Origin of the sequence: Gordonia sp. SL306 (assembly GCF_026625785.1) — a bacterium.
GTDB lineage: Bacteria > Actinomycetota > Actinomycetes > Mycobacteriales > Mycobacteriaceae > Gordonia.
The window spans coordinates 4,284,650-4,305,095 of record NZ_CP113063.1 but is presented as its reverse complement, the minus strand read 5'-3'; the positions used below and the strand labels follow the sequence as shown (position 1 = coordinate 4,305,095).

Here is a 20,446-nt window from a genome sequence, read left to right as displayed (position 1 = left end):
CCACGATCACCCTTCGGCTCCATGTGATCAGCCGCGCCCGGTGTGGTCGCCGGTCACCGCGGCGTGCAGAGCCGCCCGCCAGTCCCGCAGCGGGGTCAGGCCCGCTGCGCTCCACGATGCCCCCGACAGCACCGAATAGGCAGGTCTGGGCGCCGGACGCGGGAACTCGTCGGTGGTGCAGGGCCGCACCCGCTCAGGGTCGGCACCCACCTCCTCGAAGACGGCACGCGCCACCTGATACCAGCTGACGCTGCCCGCATTTGTGGCGTGCAACACGACGCCTGCGGTCGATCCGTCCGGCTCGGTCGAGACCAGTTCCCACAGGCCATCGGCGAGATCGGCGGCATATGTCGGTGAACCGGTCTGATCGTCGACGACGGTGATGTCGGGACGGATGGACTCCAGACGCCGCATCGTGCCGACGAAGTCGGAGCTGTTCGGACCGCCGGTGTACACCCACGCGGTCCGGACGACGATGGCCGTCGGGTCGGTGTCGAACACGGTCCGCTCACCGGCCAGCTTCGACGCGCCGTAGACGGTGTCCGGCTCACTCGTCACGTCGCCGGGTTCGTACGGGATTCGGCGGCGCGGCCCGTCGTCGGTGGCCGCCGCCCCGGCGAAGACGTAGTCGGTGGAGACGTGGACGAGCCGGGCGCCTGCCCCGGCGGACACCCGCGCGAGGTGGCCCGGCCCGTCGCGATTGATCGCGAAGGCACGCCCGGCGTCGGACTCCGCACCGTCGACGTCGGTGTAGGCGGCGCAGTTGAGGATCACGTCCCCGGCGGCGAGCTCCGCGAGGGCGTTCGCCACCGACGCCTCGTCGGTGATGTCGATGTCGGCGGAGGTGAGCGCACGCACCCGCCCGGAAGCCTTGTCAGACGCTCGCAGCGCCTTGCCGAGCTGCCCGCCGGCGCCGACGATGTAGGTGGTCGCACTCATGGAACACATGGTGCCGTACGGAGATCGCGAGCACGCAGACGCCGATCGGTGATGTGGGTCTCGACGCGAGCGCTCGGCGTTGCACCCTCGAATTCTTACTTCACTTCAGTAGCCTGACGTCAGCACAGCACCATCCGAAACGTCAACATCACGAACAACGGCACGCACTTGCGTAACACGTCCCGAGCGGACGTCGCCGGGTTCGCCGACGACGAAAGGGACTGACCCGCCCGTGGACTCTCGACCCGATGGCGCACGCCGACGTTCTGGCGGTCGCGCACGTCCCGACGAGCCCACCGTCGCGTCCCGCGGCCCCGCCGAGGGACGCGCACGACGCACTCAGCATCCGGCGCAGGGCCAACCGTCCGATCCGCCGCCGCGTCGGCGGCGCAGGCCCGACCCCGGCGACCCGCGCGCCGAGCACCGCACACCCACTGACGGCCGGACGCCGACCGAGCGCCGCACACCGACCGACCAGGCCCGCCCGGATCAGCCTCGCCGACGACGGCCGCCCGGTGCGGTGAACGAGCAGGTCCGTCGTAGGTCGGGCGAGATCCACACCCGCGAGGATGTCGCGACCGATGGGGCGCGACGCCCGCGACGGCCCGACGACGCCGCTCCCCGACGTCGTCCTCGTCCGGCCGACGCACCGGCTCCCTCGGCCCGACGGGATCGCGCAGAAGGCAGGCCGCGTCCGCCCCGCGCCGACGAACGCGCCGGCGCCCCCGGACAACCCCGACGTCGCCGTCCCGCGGCCGCTCCCGGCGATGATCGGTGGGCCGTCGAGGCCTCCCGAGCGGCCGCCGCCGAGCGACGCCGCCCCGCGGGCCCGAAGCCTCGCCCCGAGCCGGCGTCCGAATCCGCGGGGACACCGGCGGCCGCGCGCGTCAAACAGCAGTTCTCGTGGCGATCCCGCACCACCCGCACAGGTCTCGGCCGCGGGCTGGTTGCCTTGCTGTCGGTGGCGGTGCTGTTGTGCACCGGCTACGCGTGGAACAGCGTCAGCAACCTGAACTCGAACATCACCCAGCTGGCCGGCCTCGGACTCGGCGGCGCCGACGACGGGGCGGTCGACATCCTGCTGGTGGGCACCGACTCGCGGACCGATGCCAAGGGCAACCCGCTGTCACCGTCGGAGCTCAAGATGCTGCGCTCCGGCGAGGAGGTCGCCACCAACACCGACACGATCCTGCTCATCAGGATCCCCAACGACGGATCCTCCGCGACGGCGATCTCGATCCCGCGCGACTCCTACGTCGACGTGCCCGGTATCGGCATGTCCAAGATCAACGCGGCGTACGGCACCACCAAGGAGGGGGTCCGGGGACGTGCGGTCGAGGCAGGCGACAGCGAGGCGGCAGCCGAGAAGGAAGGCACCCAGGCCGGTCGCAAGGCCTTGATCGACACGGTCGCGAATCTCACCGGCGTCAAGGTCGATCACTATGCAGAGGTCGGGCTGCTCGGCTTCGTCCTGCTGACGAATGCGGTCGGCGGGGTCGATGTCTGCCTGAACGATGCCGTCCGCGAGCCGTTCTCGGGGGCTCGTTTCTCGGCGGGCAAGCAGACCCTGAACGGACCCAAGGCACTGAGTTTCGTCCGACAGCGCCACGGCCTGCCCCGCGGCGACCTCGATCGGATCACTCGTCAGCAGGTCTTCATGGCGTCGCTGACCCAGAAGATGCTCTCCGCCCACCTGCTCACCGATCCCGGCAAGCTGGACGAACTCCAGCGGGCGGTGTCGCGATCGGTGGTGATCGACAACAACTGGGACATCCTGAAGTTCGCGGAGCAGTTGAAGGATCTCACCGGCGGCCGGGTCAAGTTCGCGACCATCCCCGTCGTCACCGAACAGGGCTGGAGCGACGACGGACAGCAGAGTGTGGTGCAGGTGGACCCGAAGCAGGTCCACAGCTTCACGGACAATCTGCTCAGCAGCAAGAAGAACGAGGACGCGCCCGACCGGGCCGACTACACCGTCGACGTGGTCAATGCGGGAACCATCGACGGCCTGGCCTCCAACGTGTCGAACATCCTGACGACCAAGGGATTCCAGGCAGGCAAGACCGGTACCGGCGCGTCGAACGACAAGGACTCGGTGGTGTACGCGCACTCCGACGACGCGGGTGCCCGGCAGCTCGCCAAGGATCTCGGTGGTGCCCAGGTCCGCGTCGACTCCTCGATGCCCGACAAGCGGATGAAGGCGGTCTTGACCAACACCTACGGGGGCCCGGGGTCCATCGGCGACACCGGCGCCCAGACCGACAACGTGCCGGCCAGCGAGCGGGTCGGCAACAACCGTCCGCCGATCACGGCCGGTTCCGACGGCCCCACGTGTGTGAACTGATGAGCGCACCGACGATCACCTCCGCCGTCTTCGACGCGGTCGCCGACTGGTCGCAGCCGCTGCTCACCTACTACGACCATGCGAGCGGTGAACGAACCGAGTTGTCCGGGGCGACCCTGGGCAACTGGGCCGCCAAGTCGGCCAACTTCTTCGTCGACGAACTGGGTCTCGGGCCCGACGACGAGGTCCTCGTGGATCTTCCGGAGCATTGGCAGACCGCGGCCATCCTGCTCGGCGCCTGGTGGGCGGGCACGCATGTCCGGCTGCCCGGCAGCGACGTCGACGGGTCGACGTCCGGTGCGGTGGTGACATCAGCCGACCGGCTCGGCGGATACGACGACGCCGAAGAGGTCCTCGTCGCCTCGCTGGATCCGTTCGCGATGGGTGTGCGCGACCTCCCGGTCGGGGTCACCGATTTCGCGAGCGCCGTTCGCGTGCACGGTGACCAGTACTCCATGTCCCGCCGGGTCACCGGGCCAGCACTCGACGGCGAACCCGCCGACGATGTGCTCGCCGCGGCACGGGCGGCGGCGGATGCCGACGGAATCGTCGCGGGGGCGCGGGTCCTCACCGTGCGGCCCTGGCACACCCGCGACCAGGTCGTCGGAAATCTGCTGGCGCCCCTGGTCGTCGGCGCCTCGCTGATCGCGGTCTCCCATGCCGACGAGGCACGCCTCGCCGGGCTCGCCGACACCGAGCGAGCCGGACTCACCCTCCGCTGAGACCCGCCCGCGCCGACAGAGTGTGCGGGATATCCAGAATCGCAACGGAAATGCACATCAGAGAATTACCGTGTTACCCATGCGTATCAAAGGGAGGGTTGCTCACTTGCTGGGCGCAAGTGTCCTGAGTGTCGCGATTGTCGGGACCGCGCCCATGGCCGCCGCCCCCGCGGCGGCGTCACCGACCACGATGTTCAACGGGATCATGTCGACCGTCGGTGGCTGCCAGACGCCGATTCCAGACCTGATCAAATGGTGCACCGACACCGAGCGCCTGACGCCCGAGGTGCCCATGATGCTCCAGCTCAACCCGTTCGGGACACGCATCGTGATCCTCGGCGCGGGCCTGAACCGGGACGGGTCGATGAAACCCGTGCTGGTCACCCGCCTGCAGGCGGGACTGTCACTGGCGCGGGGTTTCCCGCCTGCGGGCATCATCACCACGGGCGGTCTGCCGCGGGGTGGGCGGACCGAGGCCCAGGCGATGCGGGCGTGGTTGATCGCCCATGGCGTACCGGCCGCCCGGATCGCCACCGAGAACCAATCGCGGACAACGGTGGAGAATGCCAGGTACACCGCTCGGATCCTCGCCGCCGGTCGGGCAACGGGTGCGGTGGTGGTCAGCAGCCCGACCCATGTGAAGCGCGCGATGCTGAATTTCCGGACGGCGGTCAACGGGTCGATCCCGGTTGCCGGGGTGATCTCGGGATACACCAACGGCGCTCCCCCCGTCGGCTCCGGCAGCGGGTCCTTCGGATCGAGCTGATCCGGACGCGGTCTTTCCGAATCGTCGTCGGTTGCGGCATGCTCGTAGCCATGAAGATCCCCAGTGCGGTAGCCCGTTTCAACAAGGTGGTCACCAATCCGATCCAGCGTCAATGGGCGCCACGCCTCGCGCCGTGGGCCATGATCGAGCATGTCGGACGCAAGTCCGGTACCGAATACACGATTCCGGTGCTGGCATGGGTCGATGACGACCGGGTGTCCATCGTGCTGACCTACGGCCGCCACACCGATTGGGTTCGCAACGTACAGGCCGCGGGTGGGTTCGGGATCACCCGGAAGTCGCAGCACCACAAGGTCGTCAGGCCGCGGATCATCCCGTCGGACTCCCCCGACGTCGCGCGCGGCGCACGTCTGTTCGCCCGGTTTTTCGATTCCGTCCTGACCGGGACGATCGTCGACGGCTGAGACACATGGCCGACGATTCGCTCGACGATTTCACCGCTCGCGACGTCACCGTCGGGAGCACGACCCATCGCGTGTACACACAGGGTTCGGGACCGGCGGTGATCGTGATCGCCGAGATGCCCGGGATCAGCCCCAAGGTTGCCGATTTCGCCCGAAAGGTCGCGAGCCGAGGGCTGACCGCGGTGATGCCGTCGCTGTTCGGGGTGGACGGCCGCGACCCGCAACCATCGAATCTCGGTGCCGTCGGCGCCGCCCGGAACATGGTCGGGACGATGGTGCGCGCCTGCATCAGTCGTGAATTCACCGTGCTGGCAACGGGTAAGTCCTCGCCGATCACCGATTGGCTGCGCGGCCTCGCAGCCGAGGAACACGAACGCTGCGGCGGACCCGGCGTGGGTGCCGTCGGGATGTGCTTCACCGGCGGTTTCGCTCTCGCCATGGCCACCGACGACCGATTGCTCGCGCCGGTGCTGTCCCAGCCGTCGCTCCCCTTCGGCGTCATCCCCGCGCGCAACCGGTCGATCGACATCAGCGACGCCGACCTCGCCCGGGTGAAATCCCGCTGCGCCGCCGGACTCCAGGTGATGGGCCTGCGTTTCGACGGTGACCCGCTGTCCCCGCGCGGCCGATTCGATTTCCTCCGAGAGCAACTCGGCAACGCCTTCCTCGCCGTCGAACTGCCCGATTCGGCGGCGAATCCCGATTCGATGCTGCCGAAACCACATTCGGTGCTGACCGAAGATCTGATCGACGAACCGGGACAGCCCACCTACGACACCCGCGAGAAGGTGCTCGATTTCTTTGTCGAGAAGCTGGTGACGACATCGACATGACGCCACCCGTACAGACATGACCCACCCACACAGAAAGGCCCACCGAGATGCCCGTCGCCGAACTGCTGAGACTGGGAACACCCCGGACCATCGTCCGGTGGGGTGATCCGGTGCTGCACACTCCCGCACGGCCGGTCACGGATTTCGGGACGGAACTACAACAGCTCCTCGCCGACATGTTCGCCACCAACGACGCCGCGCACGGCGCCGGCCTGGCCGCACAGCAGATCGGCGTCGACCTCGCCGTCTTCATCTACGACTGCACCGACGACACCGGTGCTCGGCGCACAGGTGTCGTGTGCAATCCGGCGATCACGCTTCCCGAAGGGGGTGCCCGCCGACTCGTGTCCTACGGCGAGGGGTGTCTGTCGCTCCCGGGTGCTTACACCGACGTCGACCGACCCGACGTCGCCACCTGCGAGGGCCGCGACCAATACGGCGAGCCGATCGTCGTCACCGCGGGTGGAACGCTCGGCCGCTGCCTCCAGCACGAAACCGATCACATCAACGGCATGGTGTTCGGCGATCGACTCGCCACACGAGCGCGCAAGCGACTCCAGCGCATGTTCGACGAAGGGGCACACCATTACCCCGACGACTGGCCGCAATCTCCGTCAGGTCGGTAGCAGTCAGCGTCGAATCGGTAGCGGGAGGAGAGGACTCAGCCCTCCCCGAGGAGTTTGTCGCGCAACGCCTGATCCTTCTCGAGCACCATGGCTTCCAGACCCTTCTGGAAATCCTCCATGCGAGAACGCAACCCGGCATCCGCAGACCCGAGGATCCGGATCGCCAGGAGACCCGCATTGCGAGCCCCACCGATCGACACCGTCGCCACCGGGACACCCGCGGGCATCTGCACGATCGACAGCAACGAGTCCAGTCCGTCGAGGGTGCGCAGCTGGACGGGGACCCCGATCACCGGCAGCGGCGTCGCCGAAGCGACCATGCCGGGCAGGTGGGCGGCTCCTCCGGCGCCCGCGATGATGACCGAGATACCGCGCGCCGCAGCGCCGGCCGCGTAGTCGAGCATGCGCTGGGGAGTGCGGTGCGCCGAGACGACACCGACCTCGAACGGGACACCGAACTCCGCCAACGCCTCGGCGGCCGCCTCCATCGTCGGCCAGTCGGAATCGCTACCCATGATCAGCCCGACGCGCGGACGGGTCGGATCGACGGCGGTGGCCTCGGCGACGACGTCATCGTCGGGGTCGGCTGTGTCGGCGTCGGCAGGGTCAGTTCCGGCGAGTTCCGTGTCGGCGGTCTCCGCCTCGACGGTGTCGGTCTCGGTACCGGCCGTCTCGCTGTTACTCGCCTCGCTGGTACTCGCCTCGGTGTCGTCCGTCCCGGTGTGGTCGGTCATGAGTGCACATCCCATCCATCGGTCCATTCGGCAGTCGACATCCAGTGCGCGGCACGCTCGGCGCGCTCCCGGACCTCGGCAACCGAATCGCTGTCGGTACCAACAATGTTGACGTGACCGATCTTTCGATCGGGACGCTCGCCCTTACCGTACAGATGCACCTTGGCATCGGGCATACGGGCCATCAGGTGATGCAGGCGTTCGTCCATCGACATCGACGGCGCCTCCTCGGCGCCCAGGATGTTCGCCATCACCGTGATCGGCGCCCGAGGGGCGGTATCGCCGAGGGGATAGTCGAGGACCGCCCGTAGATGCTGCTCGAATTGCGAGGTCACCGCGCCGTCCATGGTCCAGTGCCCGCTGTTGTGCGGCCGCATCGCCAGCTCGTTCACCAGCAGTTCGCCGTCGGTGGTCTCGAACAGCTCCATGGCCATCACACCGACCACACCGAGCTCCGCGGCAAGCCGCAACGACATCTGCTGTGCCCGGGCCGCAACGTCCTCCGCCAGCTCCGGCGCCGGAGCGAGGACCACGGCGCACTGTCCCTTGCGCTGGACGGTCTCCACCACGGGCCAGACCCCACCCTGTCCGAACGGCGAACGCGCGACCATCGCGGAGAGCTCACGACGCATCGACACCTTCTGCTCGGCGATGAGGTCGACCCCCGCGTCGAACTGTTCGTCGAACAACGTGAGGGCCTCGTCGCGATCGTCGACCAGCCACACCCCGCGGCCGTCGTAACCGCCGCGGATCGCCTTGAGGACCACCGACCAAGCGTGGCGGTCACCGAAATCCACGAACCGGGCGCGCGCCGCGTCGCGGTCGCCGGTCAGGTCGGCGAAGTCGGGAATCGGGAGTCCGAGCTCGCCGAGCCGGACCCGCATCGCGAGCTTGTCCTGGGCGAAGTGCAATGCCGTCGACGGCGGGCGCACCGCGACACCGTCGGCCTCCAATGCCTGTAGGTGCGTCAACGGCACGCCCTCGTGATCGAACGTCAGCGCAACCGCACCCCGTGCGGCCTCCCGGAGGTCCGCCAGATCGTCGTGGGAACCGAGCACCACATCCGCACTGACCTGAGCGGCCGGATCGCTGCTGCTCACAGCCAGCACGCGGAGGCACTGACCGAGCGCGATCGCCGCCTGATGAGTCATCCGCGCCAGCTGCCCGCCGCCGATCATCGTCACGGTTGGCATGCCGGTCTCCGACCGGGTCGGCACGCCGGTCTCCGACCGGGTCGGCACGCCGGTCTCCGACCGGGTCGGCACGCCGGTCTCCGACCTGGTCGTGGAGCTCTCGGGCCTCGCGGGATCACCGGCACTGGAAGTCACGCGAAACATCGTGGCACGAGGGCGACGACATGCGCATGATTGCCCGGCGAAGTCACTGTTCGATTCCATTTCGTACACTCGGATCTTGTGCCCTTTATCGACGAGCTGGTCGCTCGACTACCCGCGCCGGTTCGACAGGTCGCGATGCGCCATCACGAACTCATCAAGTTCGCCCTCGTCGGCGGCACCACATTCGTCTTCGACCTGGCCATCTTCTATCTGCTGACGTTTACCGTCCTGGAACCGAAACCCGTCGTCGCGCGCATCATCTCCGGCACGTTGGCGACGATCCTCAACTACATCCTCAACCGGGAGTGGGCGTTCAAGAACCGTGGCGGCCGCGAACGCCATCACGAGGCGTTGATCTTCTTCGTGATCAGCGGTGTCGGCGTGATCCTGGCCGCCGCGCCACTGTGGGTCGCCAACAACGTCTTCGACCTCCGCAGCAATCTGAGTGTCACCGAGTTGGTCATCGTCGACTTCGTCCTCGGGTTCCTCATCGGCAATCTGCTGCAGATGGCCTTCCGGTTCTGGGCGCTGCGCAAGTTCGCGTTCCCCGATGAACTCCTCCGCGGCGGCGACGCCGGCTCCACCGACCTGCACCCGACCGCCGAGGAACTCAACGATGAGGAACTCGGTCACGCGTGACCGGTGACGGCCGGCCCCGGACGGAATCACCGCCGCGGTCATCGCCATCAGGGCGGTCGCCGTCCGTGTCGTCCCCGTCGTCGGGATCGCCGGTGTGCGCCGAGGGCACCACGATCGAGAACACCGCCGGTCGGCGCATCGTCAGTTCGAGACGTCCGCCGTCGGCCTCGACGAGCGCGCGTGCCAGCGACAGACCGACCCCGTTGCCCCGCCCGGCCGAGAATCCCCGGCGGAAGATCAACCCGACCAGATCGTCGTCGATGCCGGTCCCCTCGTCGGCGACGGTGATCCGGAGCATGTCGGCCGACGGCAGATCGTCGACATGGATCCGGCACGTCCCCGCACCGTGCTGGAGCGCGTTGTCGACGAGCACACTCAACGCCTCACGCAACCGTCCCGGCCGGGCACTGACCGCCGTGGTCTGGCCGTTGAACGTCGCCGCGATCGATCGCCCCGCCGCGCCGAATGCCGCGCGGAAGTCGCCGATCAGCGTTCGGACCATCTCCTCGACGTCGATCTGGTTCGGCACCGCGGGATCGTTCCGTGATGCCGCCACCATCTCGTCGAGCTCGCGAGAGAGTCGTTCCACCTGTTCGAGTGCCGCCTCGGCCTCCCCGACGACGGCCGGATCCTCGTGCAGCGACAGTTCGTCGAGGCGCAGTTGGATCGCCGTCAACCGGCTGCGCAGCTGATGTGACACGTCGCCGACGATCTCGCCCTCCCGCTCGAGTCGCAGGGCGATCTCCGAGTTCGCGTCCCCGAGCGCCCGGGACACCCGGTCCAGCTCGCTGATCCCGTACGACCTCCACTCGGAACGGAAGTCCCCCTTCGCCATCGCGGCGGCCCGGCCTGCCAGGTCGATCAGCGGATCGGCGACGCGACCAGCGGTCACCGCGGCCACGGTCGTGCCCGCGGCGATCGAACTCGCGACCACGAGCGCCACGATCCCGATGGCCGCGAGCTGGTCGTCGCGCACCTGGCTGAGGGGGATCTCCAGGAGTATCGACCCGGCGTTGCCCAGAGCGATGGAATCGGTCATGGTGGCGCCGTCGATCGGCTCGCCGATCACCGTCTCGGCCTCGGCGTCGGAGCCCACCGGGTAGCGGACGGTCAACCTGCCGTCCTCGGGCAACAGCAGCCGGAATGCCTCGGTGTCGAGAGAGCCCGCGGACACCCGCCCTTCGGCACCCTCCTGACGGATCAGCTGCGCCGAGATCAGCTTGAGCCGCGAGTCCAGGTTCTGGTGAGCGTTGTCCGACACCCACCACCAGGCGATCACGCTCAACGGGATGCCCAGCAGAAGACCGACCGCCACGATCATGGCGATCATCGTGTTCAGGATCCGGCGCCGCATGCGGTGTCCCCGACCAGTCGATCAGGGGTCGAATCGGAATCCGACGCCACGCACGGTGACGATGTGCCGGGGACGGTCGTGCTGATCGTCGCCGATCTTCCGGCGCAGCCACGAGATGTGCATGTCGAGCGTCTTCGACGAGCGCAGGTCTGCCGATCCCCACACCTCGGTGAGGATCTCGTCCCGGCTCACCACCTGCCCCGGGCGTTCCATCAGGAATCGCAGCAGATCGAACTCCCGGTTGGCCAGCACCAGATCGGCACCGTCCACGAGCACGCGGCGGCCGCGGGTGTCGAGCTGGATGTCGCCGCCGTCGAGGACCACGTCGGCGCTCTGCTGGCGGCGGAGCAACGCCCGGACCCGGGCCAGCAGCTCGGCCAGCCGGAACGGCTTGCCCACGTAATCGTCGGCGCCCGCGTCGAGACCCACCACGAAGTCCACCTCGTCGGTGCGCGCGGTGAGCATCAGCACGGCGAGCTGTGGTCGCGCCGTCCGGATTCGGCGGCACACCTCCAGGCCGTCGATCTCGGGCAGCCCGAGATCGAGGATGAGCAGTTCGAAGCGGGTGTCGAGCGCCTGGTCGAGCGCCTCGGCGCCGTCGGTGACCACCTCGCAGCCGTACCCCTCGCGGGTCAGGGCGCGCGCCAGCGGCTCGGCGATGGCGATATCGTCCTCGGCCAGCAGTACATCGGTCACCGTCCGACCCCCTCGTCGTGACGACGATCGGACCGATCGTCGTCCGTCAGCCCGAACTCGTCGGGCGCGGCGTCCTCATGCGTGTCGAGGACCTCGTGATAAAGCATCGCGTGCACCCGTTCCACGTGGGGGATGTCGTCGAACGACAACGGCTCGTCGGACGCCGACTCGATGATCAGCGTGCCCGTCCGGAGCATCCGGTCGATCGGCCCGTGCCGGAACTCGACGGTGTTGATCCGACGGATCGGGATGTCGATCCCGGATCGCGTCAGCACACCGTTGCGGTAGATCACCCGGCGATCGGTGAGGACGAAATGCGTTGTCTTCCACGAGACCAACGGCCGGACGAAGTACCACACGAATCCGAGCAGCCACAGCACACCGATGATGATCAGCAGCACGGTCGAGACCGTCGAGTCCAGGGTCGACCCGCTGACCATCCCCGCGAGCACCCCCGCGACAGCAGTCACCAGAAGGAACACCAGGAACGGCCCGAGCAGGCATTTCCAATGCGGATGCCGGTGCAGGACGATCTCCTCGCCGGGGGCGAGGTTCTCGCGTGGGTAGGACATGGCAGCCAGCTTAATCCGCGGCTCGCCCACAACGGCGCGGCTCGACCCACCGCGACCACGACCACATAGCGATCGTGGCACCAGCATGCCGCCGGAGACCGCTGGTGCACACAAGTACACTGCGAACAGACGCGTACCGGTCCGACCGCCGAGAAGGTCAAGGAGAAACCATGAGTTATCGCGACCCACGTGACCCGTACGACCCACGAACCGCCAGGTACGAGAGCGGATATCCGCCCGAGTCGCAGGCGTACAGCCGGTCGGACCCGCACGCACAGCCCGGTCCGGCCGAGTACTCCGAGGCCTACCCGCAGCCGACACCACGCCAGAAACCCCGCCTGGGCCCCAACGTGAACCCGACCATGTTCGTCGGCGGCGTCGTGATGACCGGCGTCGTCACCGGACTCGCCGCATGGCTGGCGGCCTGGGTGATCCGCGCAATCGTCGAGAGGGTCAACGAGGCAGGCAAGTTCGGCGTGTGGAATCCCTTGGCCCGCGACGAGATCTGGTTCGCCGTGGTCGGCTTCCTCTGCGCCTTGGCGGCCGGCGCACTGTGGTACGTCCTCCAGATGGTCACGCCCTCGCCCAATCAGTTCTTCCGCTGGATCGTGGGGCTGCTCATCGCAGGCGCCGTGATCATCCCGCTGGTCCTGTCGTCCGAGGTGTCCGTGGGGATCGCCACGGCGGTACTCCATCTGATCATCGGACTACCGATCCTGGCCCTGGTCCCCGCCATGGGGCACAAAAGCATCCAGCAGGGCTAGACCACCAGACGGCCGAGCCCGCGTCCGGGGCGGCCGGATCAGTCGACCGGCCGCAGGTGGGTGACATCGCCGGCGGCCGCCACCACTTCGCGGCCGTCGACGTCGATGACGATCCGGCCGGTCCGATCGATCCCGACCGCCGTACCAACCAGCTCCTTGTCACCGGGCAACACCAATCGGACGCGTCGGCCCAGCGTGTCGCTGCGCTCGCGATACATTGCGGCCAGCTGGTCGATGTCGGTCGGCCACAACGTGAGCAACTCGGACAGCGCACGTAGGAACTGTCGTGCGAGATCTTCCGGCGGAACCTCGTCCCCGGTGACGATCAGCAATGAGGTCGCAGTGGGTACGGGCAGCTGCTGTTCGGTCATGGCCGTGTTGAGCCCGACCCCGATGACGGCCACCCCGCCGGTGGGCACGTGCGTGTACTCGGACAGGATGCCTGCGACCTTCAGGTCGTCGATCAGCACGTCGTTGGGCCACTTGAGAGTGGGCCGTTCACCCACGACTTCCTCCACGGCCCGGGTGACCGCCAGACCCGCGATCAGCGACAACCACCCGAGGTGCTCTGGGTCGTCGCCGACCGCCACCGCCGATGACATGGCGAGTTGTCCACCCGCCGGAGCCGACCAGACGCGGGTATGACGACCCCGACCGGTCGTCTGGTCGGTCGTGATGCGAACCGTCCCGCCGACCTCCTCGGTCGCCGCCCGGGCGATCAGGTCGGCATTGGTCGAACCCGTCGACTCCACGACCTCGATCGTGTGCCAGCAGGTGTCAGCGAGAGTCTCGAGGAGCGCAGCGCCATCCAGGGTCATACCCAGACGCTACTGCGCCGCTCACGGGCATGGGGGCAGGCACAGATGTGGGCCGGGGCCGCTGCGGCCCACGCACTCGCGGCAGCGCCGACCGAACACTCGGGAACATGAGGTGAATCTCACGTTGATCCGGTTGACGTGGCTCACAGTCGGGTAGTTAGCATCGTTGTTCATGACGACTGCTTCGCGCGATGACGGCGCCGCTCCCGACATCCACACGACGGCGGGAAAGCTCGCCGATCTGCGTAATCGCCTCGAAGAGACCAAGCACCCGGTGGGCGAGGCCGCGGTCGACAAGATCCACGACAAGGGCAAGCTGACCGCGCGCGAGCGCATCACGCACCTGCTCGACGAGGGGTCGTTCGTCGAACTCGACGCTCTCGCCCGTCACCGCAGCACCAACTTCGGACTCGCCGAGCGTCGCCCGCTCGGCGACGGCGTGGTCACCGGCTACGGCACCATCGACGGTCGCGAGGTGTGCATCTTCTCCCAGGACGCCACCGTGTTCGGCGGCAGCCTCGGCGAGGTCTACGGCGAGAAGATCGTCAAGGTGATGGACCTGGCCATCAAGACCGGCCGCCCGTTGATCGGCATCAACGACGGCGCAGGCGCCCGCATCCAGGAAGGCGTCGTCTCGCTCGGCCTGTACGGCGAGATCTTCCACCGCAACGTCCGCGCTTCCGGCGTGATCCCGCAGATCTCGCTGATCATGGGTGCGGCCGCAGGCGGACACGTCTACTCGCCCGCACTCACCGACTTCGTGGTGATGGTCGACCAGACCAGCCAGATGTTCATCACCGGCCCCGACGTGATCAAGACGGTCACGGGCGAGGACGTCACGATGGAGGACCTCGGCGGCGCCCACACCCACATGTCGAAGTCGGGCACCGCGCACTACGTCGCGCAGGACGAAGAGGACGCGCTCGAGTACGTCAAGGATCTGCTGGGCTACCTCCCCAGCAACAACCGCGCCGAGGCGCCCCGACTGCCGGTCGCCGACCCGGCCGCCGGATCGATCGAGGACACCCTCACCGACGAGGACCTCGAACTCGACACCCTGATCCCAGATTCGCCGAACCAGCCGTACGACATGCACGAGGTGATCCGCCGCATCCTCGACGACGACGAGTTCCTCGAGGTCCAGGCCGAGTACGCCACCAACGTGGTCGTCGGCTTCGGTCGCGTCGACGGCCGCAGCGTCGGCATCGTCGCCAACCAGCCGACGCAGTTCGCCGGCTGCCTCGACATCAAGGGCTCGGAGAAGGCCGCCCGGTTCGTCCGCACCTGCGATGCCTTCAACATCCCGATCGTCACCCTGGTCGACGTCCCCGGCTTCCTGCCCGGCACCGACCAGGAATACAACGGCATCATCCGACGCGGCGCCAAGCTGCTCTACGCGTACGGCGAGGCCACGGTCGGCAAGATCACGATCATCACCCGCAAGGCCTACGGCGGCGCGTACGACGTCATGGGTTCCAAGCACATGGGTGCCGACGTGAACCTCGCATGGCCCACCGCCCAGATCGCGGTCATGGGAGCGTCGGGCGCGGTGGGCTTCGTCTACCGCGGCCAGCTCAAGGAGGCCCAGGCCAACGGCGACGACGTCGACGCGCTGCGGCTCCAGCTGCAGCAGGAGTACGAGGACACTCTGGTGAACCCGTACGTGGCCGCCGAGCGCGGTTATGTCGACGCCGTCATCCCGCCCAGCCACACCCGCGGACAGGTCGCCACCGCCTTGCGACTGCTCGAGCGCAAGATGGTCACCCTGCCGCCGAAGAAGCATGGGAACATCCCGCTATGAGCGACACCGCCGACACCCCGGCCGCCGAGCCATTGCTGCGCATCGTCCGCGGCAACCCCAGTGACGAAGAGGTCGCGGTCCTCACGTCGCTGGTCGCCGCGGCCGCCGGTTCGTCGAACAGCGGCCCGGTCGAGACCGGTCCCCGCGACGACTGGGGTCGACCCGAGGACCGGCTCCGTCCCATCTGGGGAGCGCCGACAAGCTTCACCAACCTGAGGGCGTGACGACGGTCTCGGTGGTCCTCGGATCCGCATCGCCCGCCCGGCTGCGGGTTCTGCGGGCCGCCGGGCTCAACCCCCGGGTGATCGTCTCCGACGTCGACGAGGACGCCGTGCTCAACGCGCTCCCCGGTGCACCTCCGGCGGAGGTGGTGGTGGCCCTCGCCGGCGCGAAGGCCGACGCCGTGGTCGCCACGATCCTCGCCGACGACGATCACGCAACCGACACCGTGGTGCTGACCTGCGACTCGATGCTGCTCTTCGACGGCGAGCTCAGCGGGAAGCCGCACACCGTCGACGTCGCGCGTGCCCAGTGGCGCAGGATGCGCGGACGGTCGGCGGAACTGCTGACCGGGCACCGGGTCTCACGCATCCGGGATTCCCGGCTCGTCGGGACGGCTCAGGCGTCCGCGGCCACGACGATCCGCTTCGCCGATATCGACGACGCGACCGTGGACGCCTATGCCACCACCGGCGAGCCCCTCGCGGTCGCCGGTGCGTTCACTCTCGATGGCCTCGGCGGCTGGTTCGTCGAGGCCATCGACGGCGATCCGTCCTCGGTGATCGGAATCGGTCTGCCGACCGTTCGCCGACTCCTCGCCGAAGTCGGAGTCGACGTCACGAGCCTGTGGCGATGACCCCAGATCGCTGACCGGACTGCGCTGACGCTGCGCCACGCCCCTTCATCAGCTATTAACCTGTTGCACAAGCGAGATCCAAACGAGATGTCTAGGGTCGGCGTAATGACTTCCCACGTCGAGCGCACCACACACGACGACGATCTGTTCGTCCGCATGGACCGTGCATTCGGTGTCCCGGTGCTGAGTCAGGCGATCTGGCGCCTCACCGAACCCCTGGCGGCCGAGGAACTCGACCGGATCGGCAGGCGGCTGCTCGACACCCCGATCAGCCGCCGGCTGCGCCGCAGCCGGATTCCCTTCGTCCGCGATCACTGGACCGCCGCGGCCGCCACCGCCGGTCGGACCCACCTCGATCCGGAGCTCGCCGACGACGAGGTCCTCGACTGGATCGAACGTGCCGCCGACGTCCGTTTCGACCTCGCGCTCGGTCCCGTCTGGGATCTGCGGGCAGCCCCCCTGGCATCGGGCGGGGGCATCGTCACCCTGTGCTCGTCGCATGCCGTCGGTGACGGCTGGCTGGGCGGGCGGGCAATCCTGCACGCGACCGGCGACGACGACTCAGTGGACGCGCATTACGCACCGGCCACGCCGTCGTTGCCCGATCAGATCCGCGAGTCCGCCACCCAGCTGGGAACGGTCGGCGCCGGTCTCGTCGGTCTCCTGCGGGACTCGTGGTCGACACGGGGCGACGCCGGTGCGACGGGGCAGTCGTCCGAGAAGCGACCGGTGACGTCGCAGTCGACTCCCCCGCCACCCGCACCGACCGACGACGAGGTGGCCCGCGAGACGACGATCCGGACCCCGCTCGCCATCGTCTCCATCCCGGGCGACGACTGGCGATCCACCTTCTCGGCATCAGGCGGCACCAGCAACGCGCTCTTCCTCGCGATCGTCACCGGGCTCATCGTCGGCGCAGGCCGCGCGTCCTGGGAGGACACGGTCAGATTGTCGATCCCGATGTCGGTGCGCCCGGAGGAGGACACCCGCGCGAACTCGACCACCGGGCTCACGCTGGACATCCCCGCCGAGTGGAGTCGCTCACGAGACCTCTCGGCGATCCGGCAGGCGGCCAAGGAGACCTATCGGCGCGCCGGCACCGGCGCGGGTCGGCCTCCGCGACTGCAGCCGCTCATCCAGGCACTACCGGACGCTGCGGTGGCCACTCTCAGCAAGAACGCCGCCACGCCACTCGCCCTCGCCTCAAACGGCGGTGTGGTCGATCCCCTGTTCGCCGGACTCGGTGATCCGTCCCGGATCGGCACCTTCGCCTCGCGCGCGACCACTCAGGGCGTCAGCCGTGAGCGACTTGTCCGACTTCGTGGAGGGCTCGCGGCATGGTTTCATGACACCGGCGAGACCACCACGCTCGCCGTCTCCGGGCTCGATCCGGCCGCTTTCCCGACCTCTGCCGAGCTGTGCGCGAGTGTTCAAAAAGAATGTGCCCGTTGGGGGTTGACCACCATTCCATGGTGACACTTGTCACCCTCGGGGCAATCTGAGCCCCAAATCATTAGTTTCGCTTGCAAATGTTCTTTGTTTTGGTTTACCTGACCTCCAGCAGCAACAGCCCGTCGCGGGCTGCCCACGACGAGGAGAACCACGCTCGATGACGACCTTGCGGACGCGGACCGCCCGACCTCCCGGCGCCGTGCGCGCCCGACACCGTCTGGCGCGCACGGCAGCAATCGCGGCCATCGTGTGCGCCGCGGTGGCCTCCTTGGCCGGCACCGTCTCGGTGGCGACCGCGGCACCGTCTGCACCGTCGATCGAACGTGTGGTGCGCGAAGGACCGACCCAGTACGGCGTGTACGTCCACTCCGCGGCCATGCGCAAGACCATCAAGGTCCAGGTGCTCGTCCCCCGGACCCAGAGCGGTCCACGCCCGACGCTCTACATGCTGAGCGGTCTCGGCGAAGAGGACCCGCACAAGAGCATCTGGCTGATCAAGTCCGACGCGGTGAAGTTCTTCGCCGACAAGAACGTCACCGTCGCGCTGCCGCTGGCGGGCAACGGCAGCTTCTACACCGACTGGCAGCGCGACGATCCCACATTGGGCCGCTACAAGTGGGAGACCTTCCTCAAGAAGGAGCTCCCACCGCTGCTCGACGCCCGGTTCGACGGCAACGGACGCCGCGGGATCGGCGGCCTCTCGATGGGAGCCGGATCGAGCCTCATGCTGGCCGCCCGCAATCCCGGCTTCTACCGCGCCGTCGCCGCCTACAGCGGTTGCTACACCACCACCGGTCCCGCCGGTGAGGCATATCCGCGCGGCATCGTGTCCGCGTTCGGCGGCAACGCCGACAACATGTGGGGTCCGCCGGGTGATCCCGCCTGGTCGGCCCACGACGTCCTTCGCCATTCGGCGGGGCTGCGCGGCAGCGCGATCTACGTGTCCACCGGGACCGGCCGCGCGGGCCGCTACGACGCGCCGGGATACCCGGGCAACGACGATCCGGCGAACCGTCAGATCGTCGGCGGGGCGATCGAGATGGGCTCGATGTGGTGCACCCGAAATCTGCAGGCCCAGTTGGCCGCACAACACATCCCCGCGTCCTTCCACTACGTCGACCCCGGCACCCACTCGTGGCCGTACTGGGTCGATCAGCTGCACCGGAGCTGGCCGTTCATCGCCGCCGGACTCGGCGTCTGACGCCGCATCTGCACACGGCCTGACGGCCGGCGGAGATCCACGCAGGAACCCAGCAGAAGACCCCAATAGAAGAGACCGCAGTACCGACGAAGGAGGTTTCATGGAATACACCGAGTTGGCCGACTATCCGTTGCCGGGAGGCTCGCTGACAGCGTGGGTTCCCGAGGCCGCGCCGGATGCGTGGTCCCTCGATCCACGTCGGCTGTCGTACATGCACGTCGAGCATGCCAATCGCGCAGCGGCCGAGGGTGACGACTGGTACAGCCAATGGATCGGGACCGCATTCCTCATCGAGCGCCCTCTCGACGGTGACGTCATGGGCGAGACCATGAACCGCTGGTACGCCCGTCACGAGGCGTTCCGGACCTCGGTGACCGGCGGTGACACCGAGGCCCCCCAGCGCATCACGTTGCCGACCGAGTCGATCTCGATCAGTCGACGCCCGATGGGTGATCACCTCAGCAGCACCGAGGTCTTCGAGCGGATCAACGAGTACTTCAACACCGCCGTCAGCCCGTTGAGCTGGCCGCACTGCGTCGCGGTGACCGTCGAGCTCGACGACCGCGACGACGCGTTTCTCGTCGTCTTCGCCGCCGACCACACGGTGATGGATGCGTATACGCAGGTGTTCGCGATCAAGGAACTGACCGCCCTCTACGAATCCGTGGTCACCGGAACCCCCGACGGCCTCGCCGAATTCGGGAGCTACGTCGACTTCTCCGATGCGGAGCGGGCGATCGGCGACCAGATCCGCGACACGGACGACGCCGTCGCGGGCTGGAGCCGATTCTTCGCCGCTGCCGACCCCGATTCGCCGCAGCCGGCGCCGATGCCCACCTTCCCGGTCGTGCGGCCGTCGGAGTCCGACGAGGCACCGACGATCATCGCCGAACGCACACCCGACCGCGGATTCCAGGCGACCCTGTCGTCCTGGCTCCTCGACGCCGATCAGACCGCGGCCTTCAACGCGCTGTGCAAAGACGCAGGCGCCAACATGCAGGCGGGCATCTACACGGCGCTGTCGATGGCGGCGGCCAAGCTGAGCGGGTCCGGCGAGTTGCGATTCATCAATCCGATTCACACCCGCAGCGAGATGAAATGGGGCGAGGCCGCCGGATGGTTCGTCGGCATCATCCCGGTGCACCTGCGTCCGCAGGACGCCACGACCTTCCGCGAGGCGATCACGTCGGTCGCAGTGAGCGCCTCGGACTACAAGGGGGTCGGCGCCGCTCCCTTCGCCCCGATCGCCGACCTGATCGGCGGCGACACGACGCCACCCGGGCTCGTGGTCTCCTACATCGACCTGCGGCACGCTGACGGTGCCGATCTGTGGGATGCGCGGCGCGCCCGCGTGCTGCGCAGCTCCACGCGCAACGCCGACGAGGTCTACTTCTGGATCAACCGGGTACCCACCGGGACCAACATCTCGTCGAGGTTCCCGACGGGTCCGCGGGCCGACATGGTCCATCGGTTCATCTCGACATTCCATCAGATCCTGACGACCGTGATCGCCGAGGGCGACCTCGCCTATGACCACGGCGTGCTCGACGCGACGAAGGCGTCCTAG

General features: G+C 68.1%; 21 protein-coding genes. 14 read left to right on the top strand and 7 right to left on the bottom strand.

What is annotated here, in order from left to right; genetic code table 11:
• Positions 1-27: 27 nt before the first annotated feature.
• Positions 28-939 carry a dTDP-4-dehydrorhamnose reductase gene (gene rfbD, locus OVA31_RS19715; protein ID WP_324290136.1) on the bottom strand — a complete coding sequence of 304 codons (912 nt, stop codon included), beginning with the start codon at positions 937-939 and terminating at the stop codon, positions 28-30.
• Positions 940-1,171: 232 nt separating this feature from the next.
• Here rfbD and OVA31_RS19710 point away from each other — a divergent pair, with 232 nt between their 5' ends.
• The 6 genes from OVA31_RS19710 to def all read left to right on the top strand — a co-directional run bounded on the left by OVA31_RS19710 (position 1,172) and on the right by def (position 6,655).
• Positions 1,172-3,283 (top strand): LCP family protein, encoded by a 2,112-nt coding sequence (locus OVA31_RS19710; protein WP_267628283.1) that lies wholly within the window; start codon positions 1,172-1,174, stop codon positions 3,281-3,283.
• A complete protein-coding gene (locus tag OVA31_RS19705) occupies positions 3,283-4,005 on the top strand; it encodes a TIGR03089 family protein (RefSeq protein WP_267628282.1) in 723 nt (240 codons plus the stop codon). The genes OVA31_RS19710 and OVA31_RS19705 overlap by 1 nt, the downstream gene beginning before the upstream one ends.
• A 154-nt stretch (positions 4,006-4,159) precedes the next feature.
• Positions 4,160-4,771: a YdcF family protein gene (locus OVA31_RS19700; protein WP_267628281.1), complete on the top strand. Its 612-nt coding sequence runs from the start codon at positions 4,160-4,162 to the stop codon at positions 4,769-4,771.
• A gap of 50 nt (positions 4,772-4,821) precedes the next feature.
• Complete coding sequence (locus OVA31_RS19695; RefSeq protein WP_267628280.1) at positions 4,822-5,196, top strand: nitroreductase family deazaflavin-dependent oxidoreductase; 375 nt, start codon at positions 4,822-4,824, stop codon at positions 5,194-5,196.
• 5 nt (positions 5,197-5,201) lie between these two features.
• Complete coding sequence (locus tag OVA31_RS19690; protein WP_267628279.1) at positions 5,202-6,029, top strand: dienelactone hydrolase family protein; 828 nt, start codon at positions 5,202-5,204, stop codon at positions 6,027-6,029.
• Between the two features lie 47 nt (positions 6,030-6,076).
• Positions 6,077-6,655 (top strand): peptide deformylase, encoded by a 579-nt coding sequence (gene def, locus OVA31_RS19685; protein ID WP_267628278.1) that lies wholly within the window; start codon positions 6,077-6,079, stop codon positions 6,653-6,655.
• Between the two features lie 35 nt (positions 6,656-6,690).
• Here the strand turns inward: def and purE are convergent, their stop codons facing one another.
• Both purE and OVA31_RS19675 read right to left on the bottom strand, forming a co-directional pair.
• Positions 6,691-7,176 (bottom strand): 5-(carboxyamino)imidazole ribonucleotide mutase, encoded by a 486-nt coding sequence (gene purE, locus OVA31_RS19680; RefSeq protein ID WP_267631615.1) that lies wholly within the window; start codon positions 7,174-7,176, stop codon positions 6,691-6,693.
• A gap of 209 nt (positions 7,177-7,385) precedes the next feature.
• The gene (locus OVA31_RS19675) at positions 7,386-8,630 is read right to left on the bottom strand and encodes a 5-(carboxyamino)imidazole ribonucleotide synthase (protein ID WP_420714223.1); all 1,245 of its coding nucleotides are present in this window, start codon (positions 8,628-8,630) and stop codon (positions 7,386-7,388) included.
• 174 nt (positions 8,631-8,804) lie between these two features.
• On the opposite strand from OVA31_RS19675, the gene OVA31_RS19670 reads away from it, so the two are divergent.
• A complete protein-coding gene (locus OVA31_RS19670; RefSeq protein WP_267628276.1) occupies positions 8,805-9,365 on the top strand; it encodes a GtrA family protein in 561 nt (186 codons plus the stop codon).
• Here OVA31_RS19670 and OVA31_RS19665 read toward each other — a convergent pair.
• From OVA31_RS19665 to OVA31_RS19655, 3 genes are read right to left on the bottom strand one after another with little or no spacing between them, the layout of a single operon-like run.
• Positions 9,337-10,719 carry a sensor histidine kinase gene (locus tag OVA31_RS19665; protein WP_267628275.1) on the bottom strand — a complete coding sequence of 461 codons (1,383 nt, stop codon included), beginning with the start codon at positions 10,717-10,719 and terminating at the stop codon, positions 9,337-9,339. The two genes, OVA31_RS19670 and OVA31_RS19665, sit on opposite strands and share 29 nt — an antisense overlap.
• Positions 10,720-10,740: 21 nt before the next feature.
• Positions 10,741-11,415, bottom strand: a complete 675-nt coding sequence (locus OVA31_RS19660; protein ID WP_164308486.1) for a response regulator transcription factor — start codon at positions 11,413-11,415, stop codon at positions 10,741-10,743.
• A complete protein-coding gene (locus OVA31_RS19655; protein WP_267628274.1) occupies positions 11,412-11,987 on the bottom strand; it encodes a PH domain-containing protein in 576 nt (191 codons plus the stop codon). The genes OVA31_RS19660 and OVA31_RS19655 overlap by 4 nt, the downstream gene beginning before the upstream one ends.
• A gap of 170 nt (positions 11,988-12,157) precedes the next feature.
• On the opposite strand from OVA31_RS19655, the gene OVA31_RS19650 reads away from it, so the two are divergent.
• The gene (locus OVA31_RS19650) at positions 12,158-12,751 is read left to right on the top strand and encodes a hypothetical protein (protein ID WP_267628273.1); all 594 of its coding nucleotides are present in this window, start codon (positions 12,158-12,160) and stop codon (positions 12,749-12,751) included.
• Between the two features lie 38 nt (positions 12,752-12,789).
• On the opposite strand, the gene OVA31_RS19645 is transcribed toward OVA31_RS19650, so the two are convergent.
• Positions 12,790-13,569, bottom strand: a complete 780-nt coding sequence (locus OVA31_RS19645; RefSeq protein ID WP_267628272.1) for a biotin--[acetyl-CoA-carboxylase] ligase — start codon at positions 13,567-13,569, stop codon at positions 12,790-12,792.
• Between the two features lie 172 nt (positions 13,570-13,741).
• On the opposite strand from OVA31_RS19645, the gene OVA31_RS19640 reads away from it, so the two are divergent.
• The 6 genes from OVA31_RS19640 to OVA31_RS19615 all read left to right on the top strand — a co-directional run bounded on the left by OVA31_RS19640 (position 13,742) and on the right by OVA31_RS19615 (position 20,446).
• Positions 13,742-15,370, top strand: coding sequence for an acyl-CoA carboxylase subunit beta (locus OVA31_RS19640; protein ID WP_267628270.1), 1,629 nt, complete (start codon positions 13,742-13,744; stop codon positions 15,368-15,370).
• Positions 15,367-15,594 carry an acyl-CoA carboxylase subunit epsilon gene (locus tag OVA31_RS19635; RefSeq protein WP_267628269.1) on the top strand — a complete coding sequence of 76 codons (228 nt, stop codon included), beginning with the start codon at positions 15,367-15,369 and terminating at the stop codon, positions 15,592-15,594. The genes OVA31_RS19640 and OVA31_RS19635 overlap by 4 nt, the downstream gene beginning before the upstream one ends.
• Positions 15,591-16,226: a Maf family protein gene (locus OVA31_RS19630; RefSeq protein ID WP_267628268.1), complete on the top strand. Its 636-nt coding sequence runs from the start codon at positions 15,591-15,593 to the stop codon at positions 16,224-16,226. Before OVA31_RS19635 ends, OVA31_RS19630 begins: the two co-directional genes overlap by 4 nt.
• Positions 16,227-16,331: 105 nt before the next feature.
• A complete protein-coding gene (locus tag OVA31_RS19625; RefSeq protein WP_267628267.1) occupies positions 16,332-17,702 on the top strand; it encodes a hypothetical protein in 1,371 nt (456 codons plus the stop codon).
• A gap of 133 nt (positions 17,703-17,835) precedes the next feature.
• Positions 17,836-18,879 carry an alpha/beta hydrolase gene (locus OVA31_RS19620; RefSeq protein WP_420714086.1) on the top strand — a complete coding sequence of 348 codons (1,044 nt, stop codon included), beginning with the start codon at positions 17,836-17,838 and terminating at the stop codon, positions 18,877-18,879.
• 100 nt (positions 18,880-18,979) lie between these two features.
• Complete coding sequence (locus tag OVA31_RS19615) at positions 18,980-20,446, top strand: condensation domain-containing protein (protein ID WP_267628266.1); 1,467 nt, start codon at positions 18,980-18,982, stop codon at positions 20,444-20,446.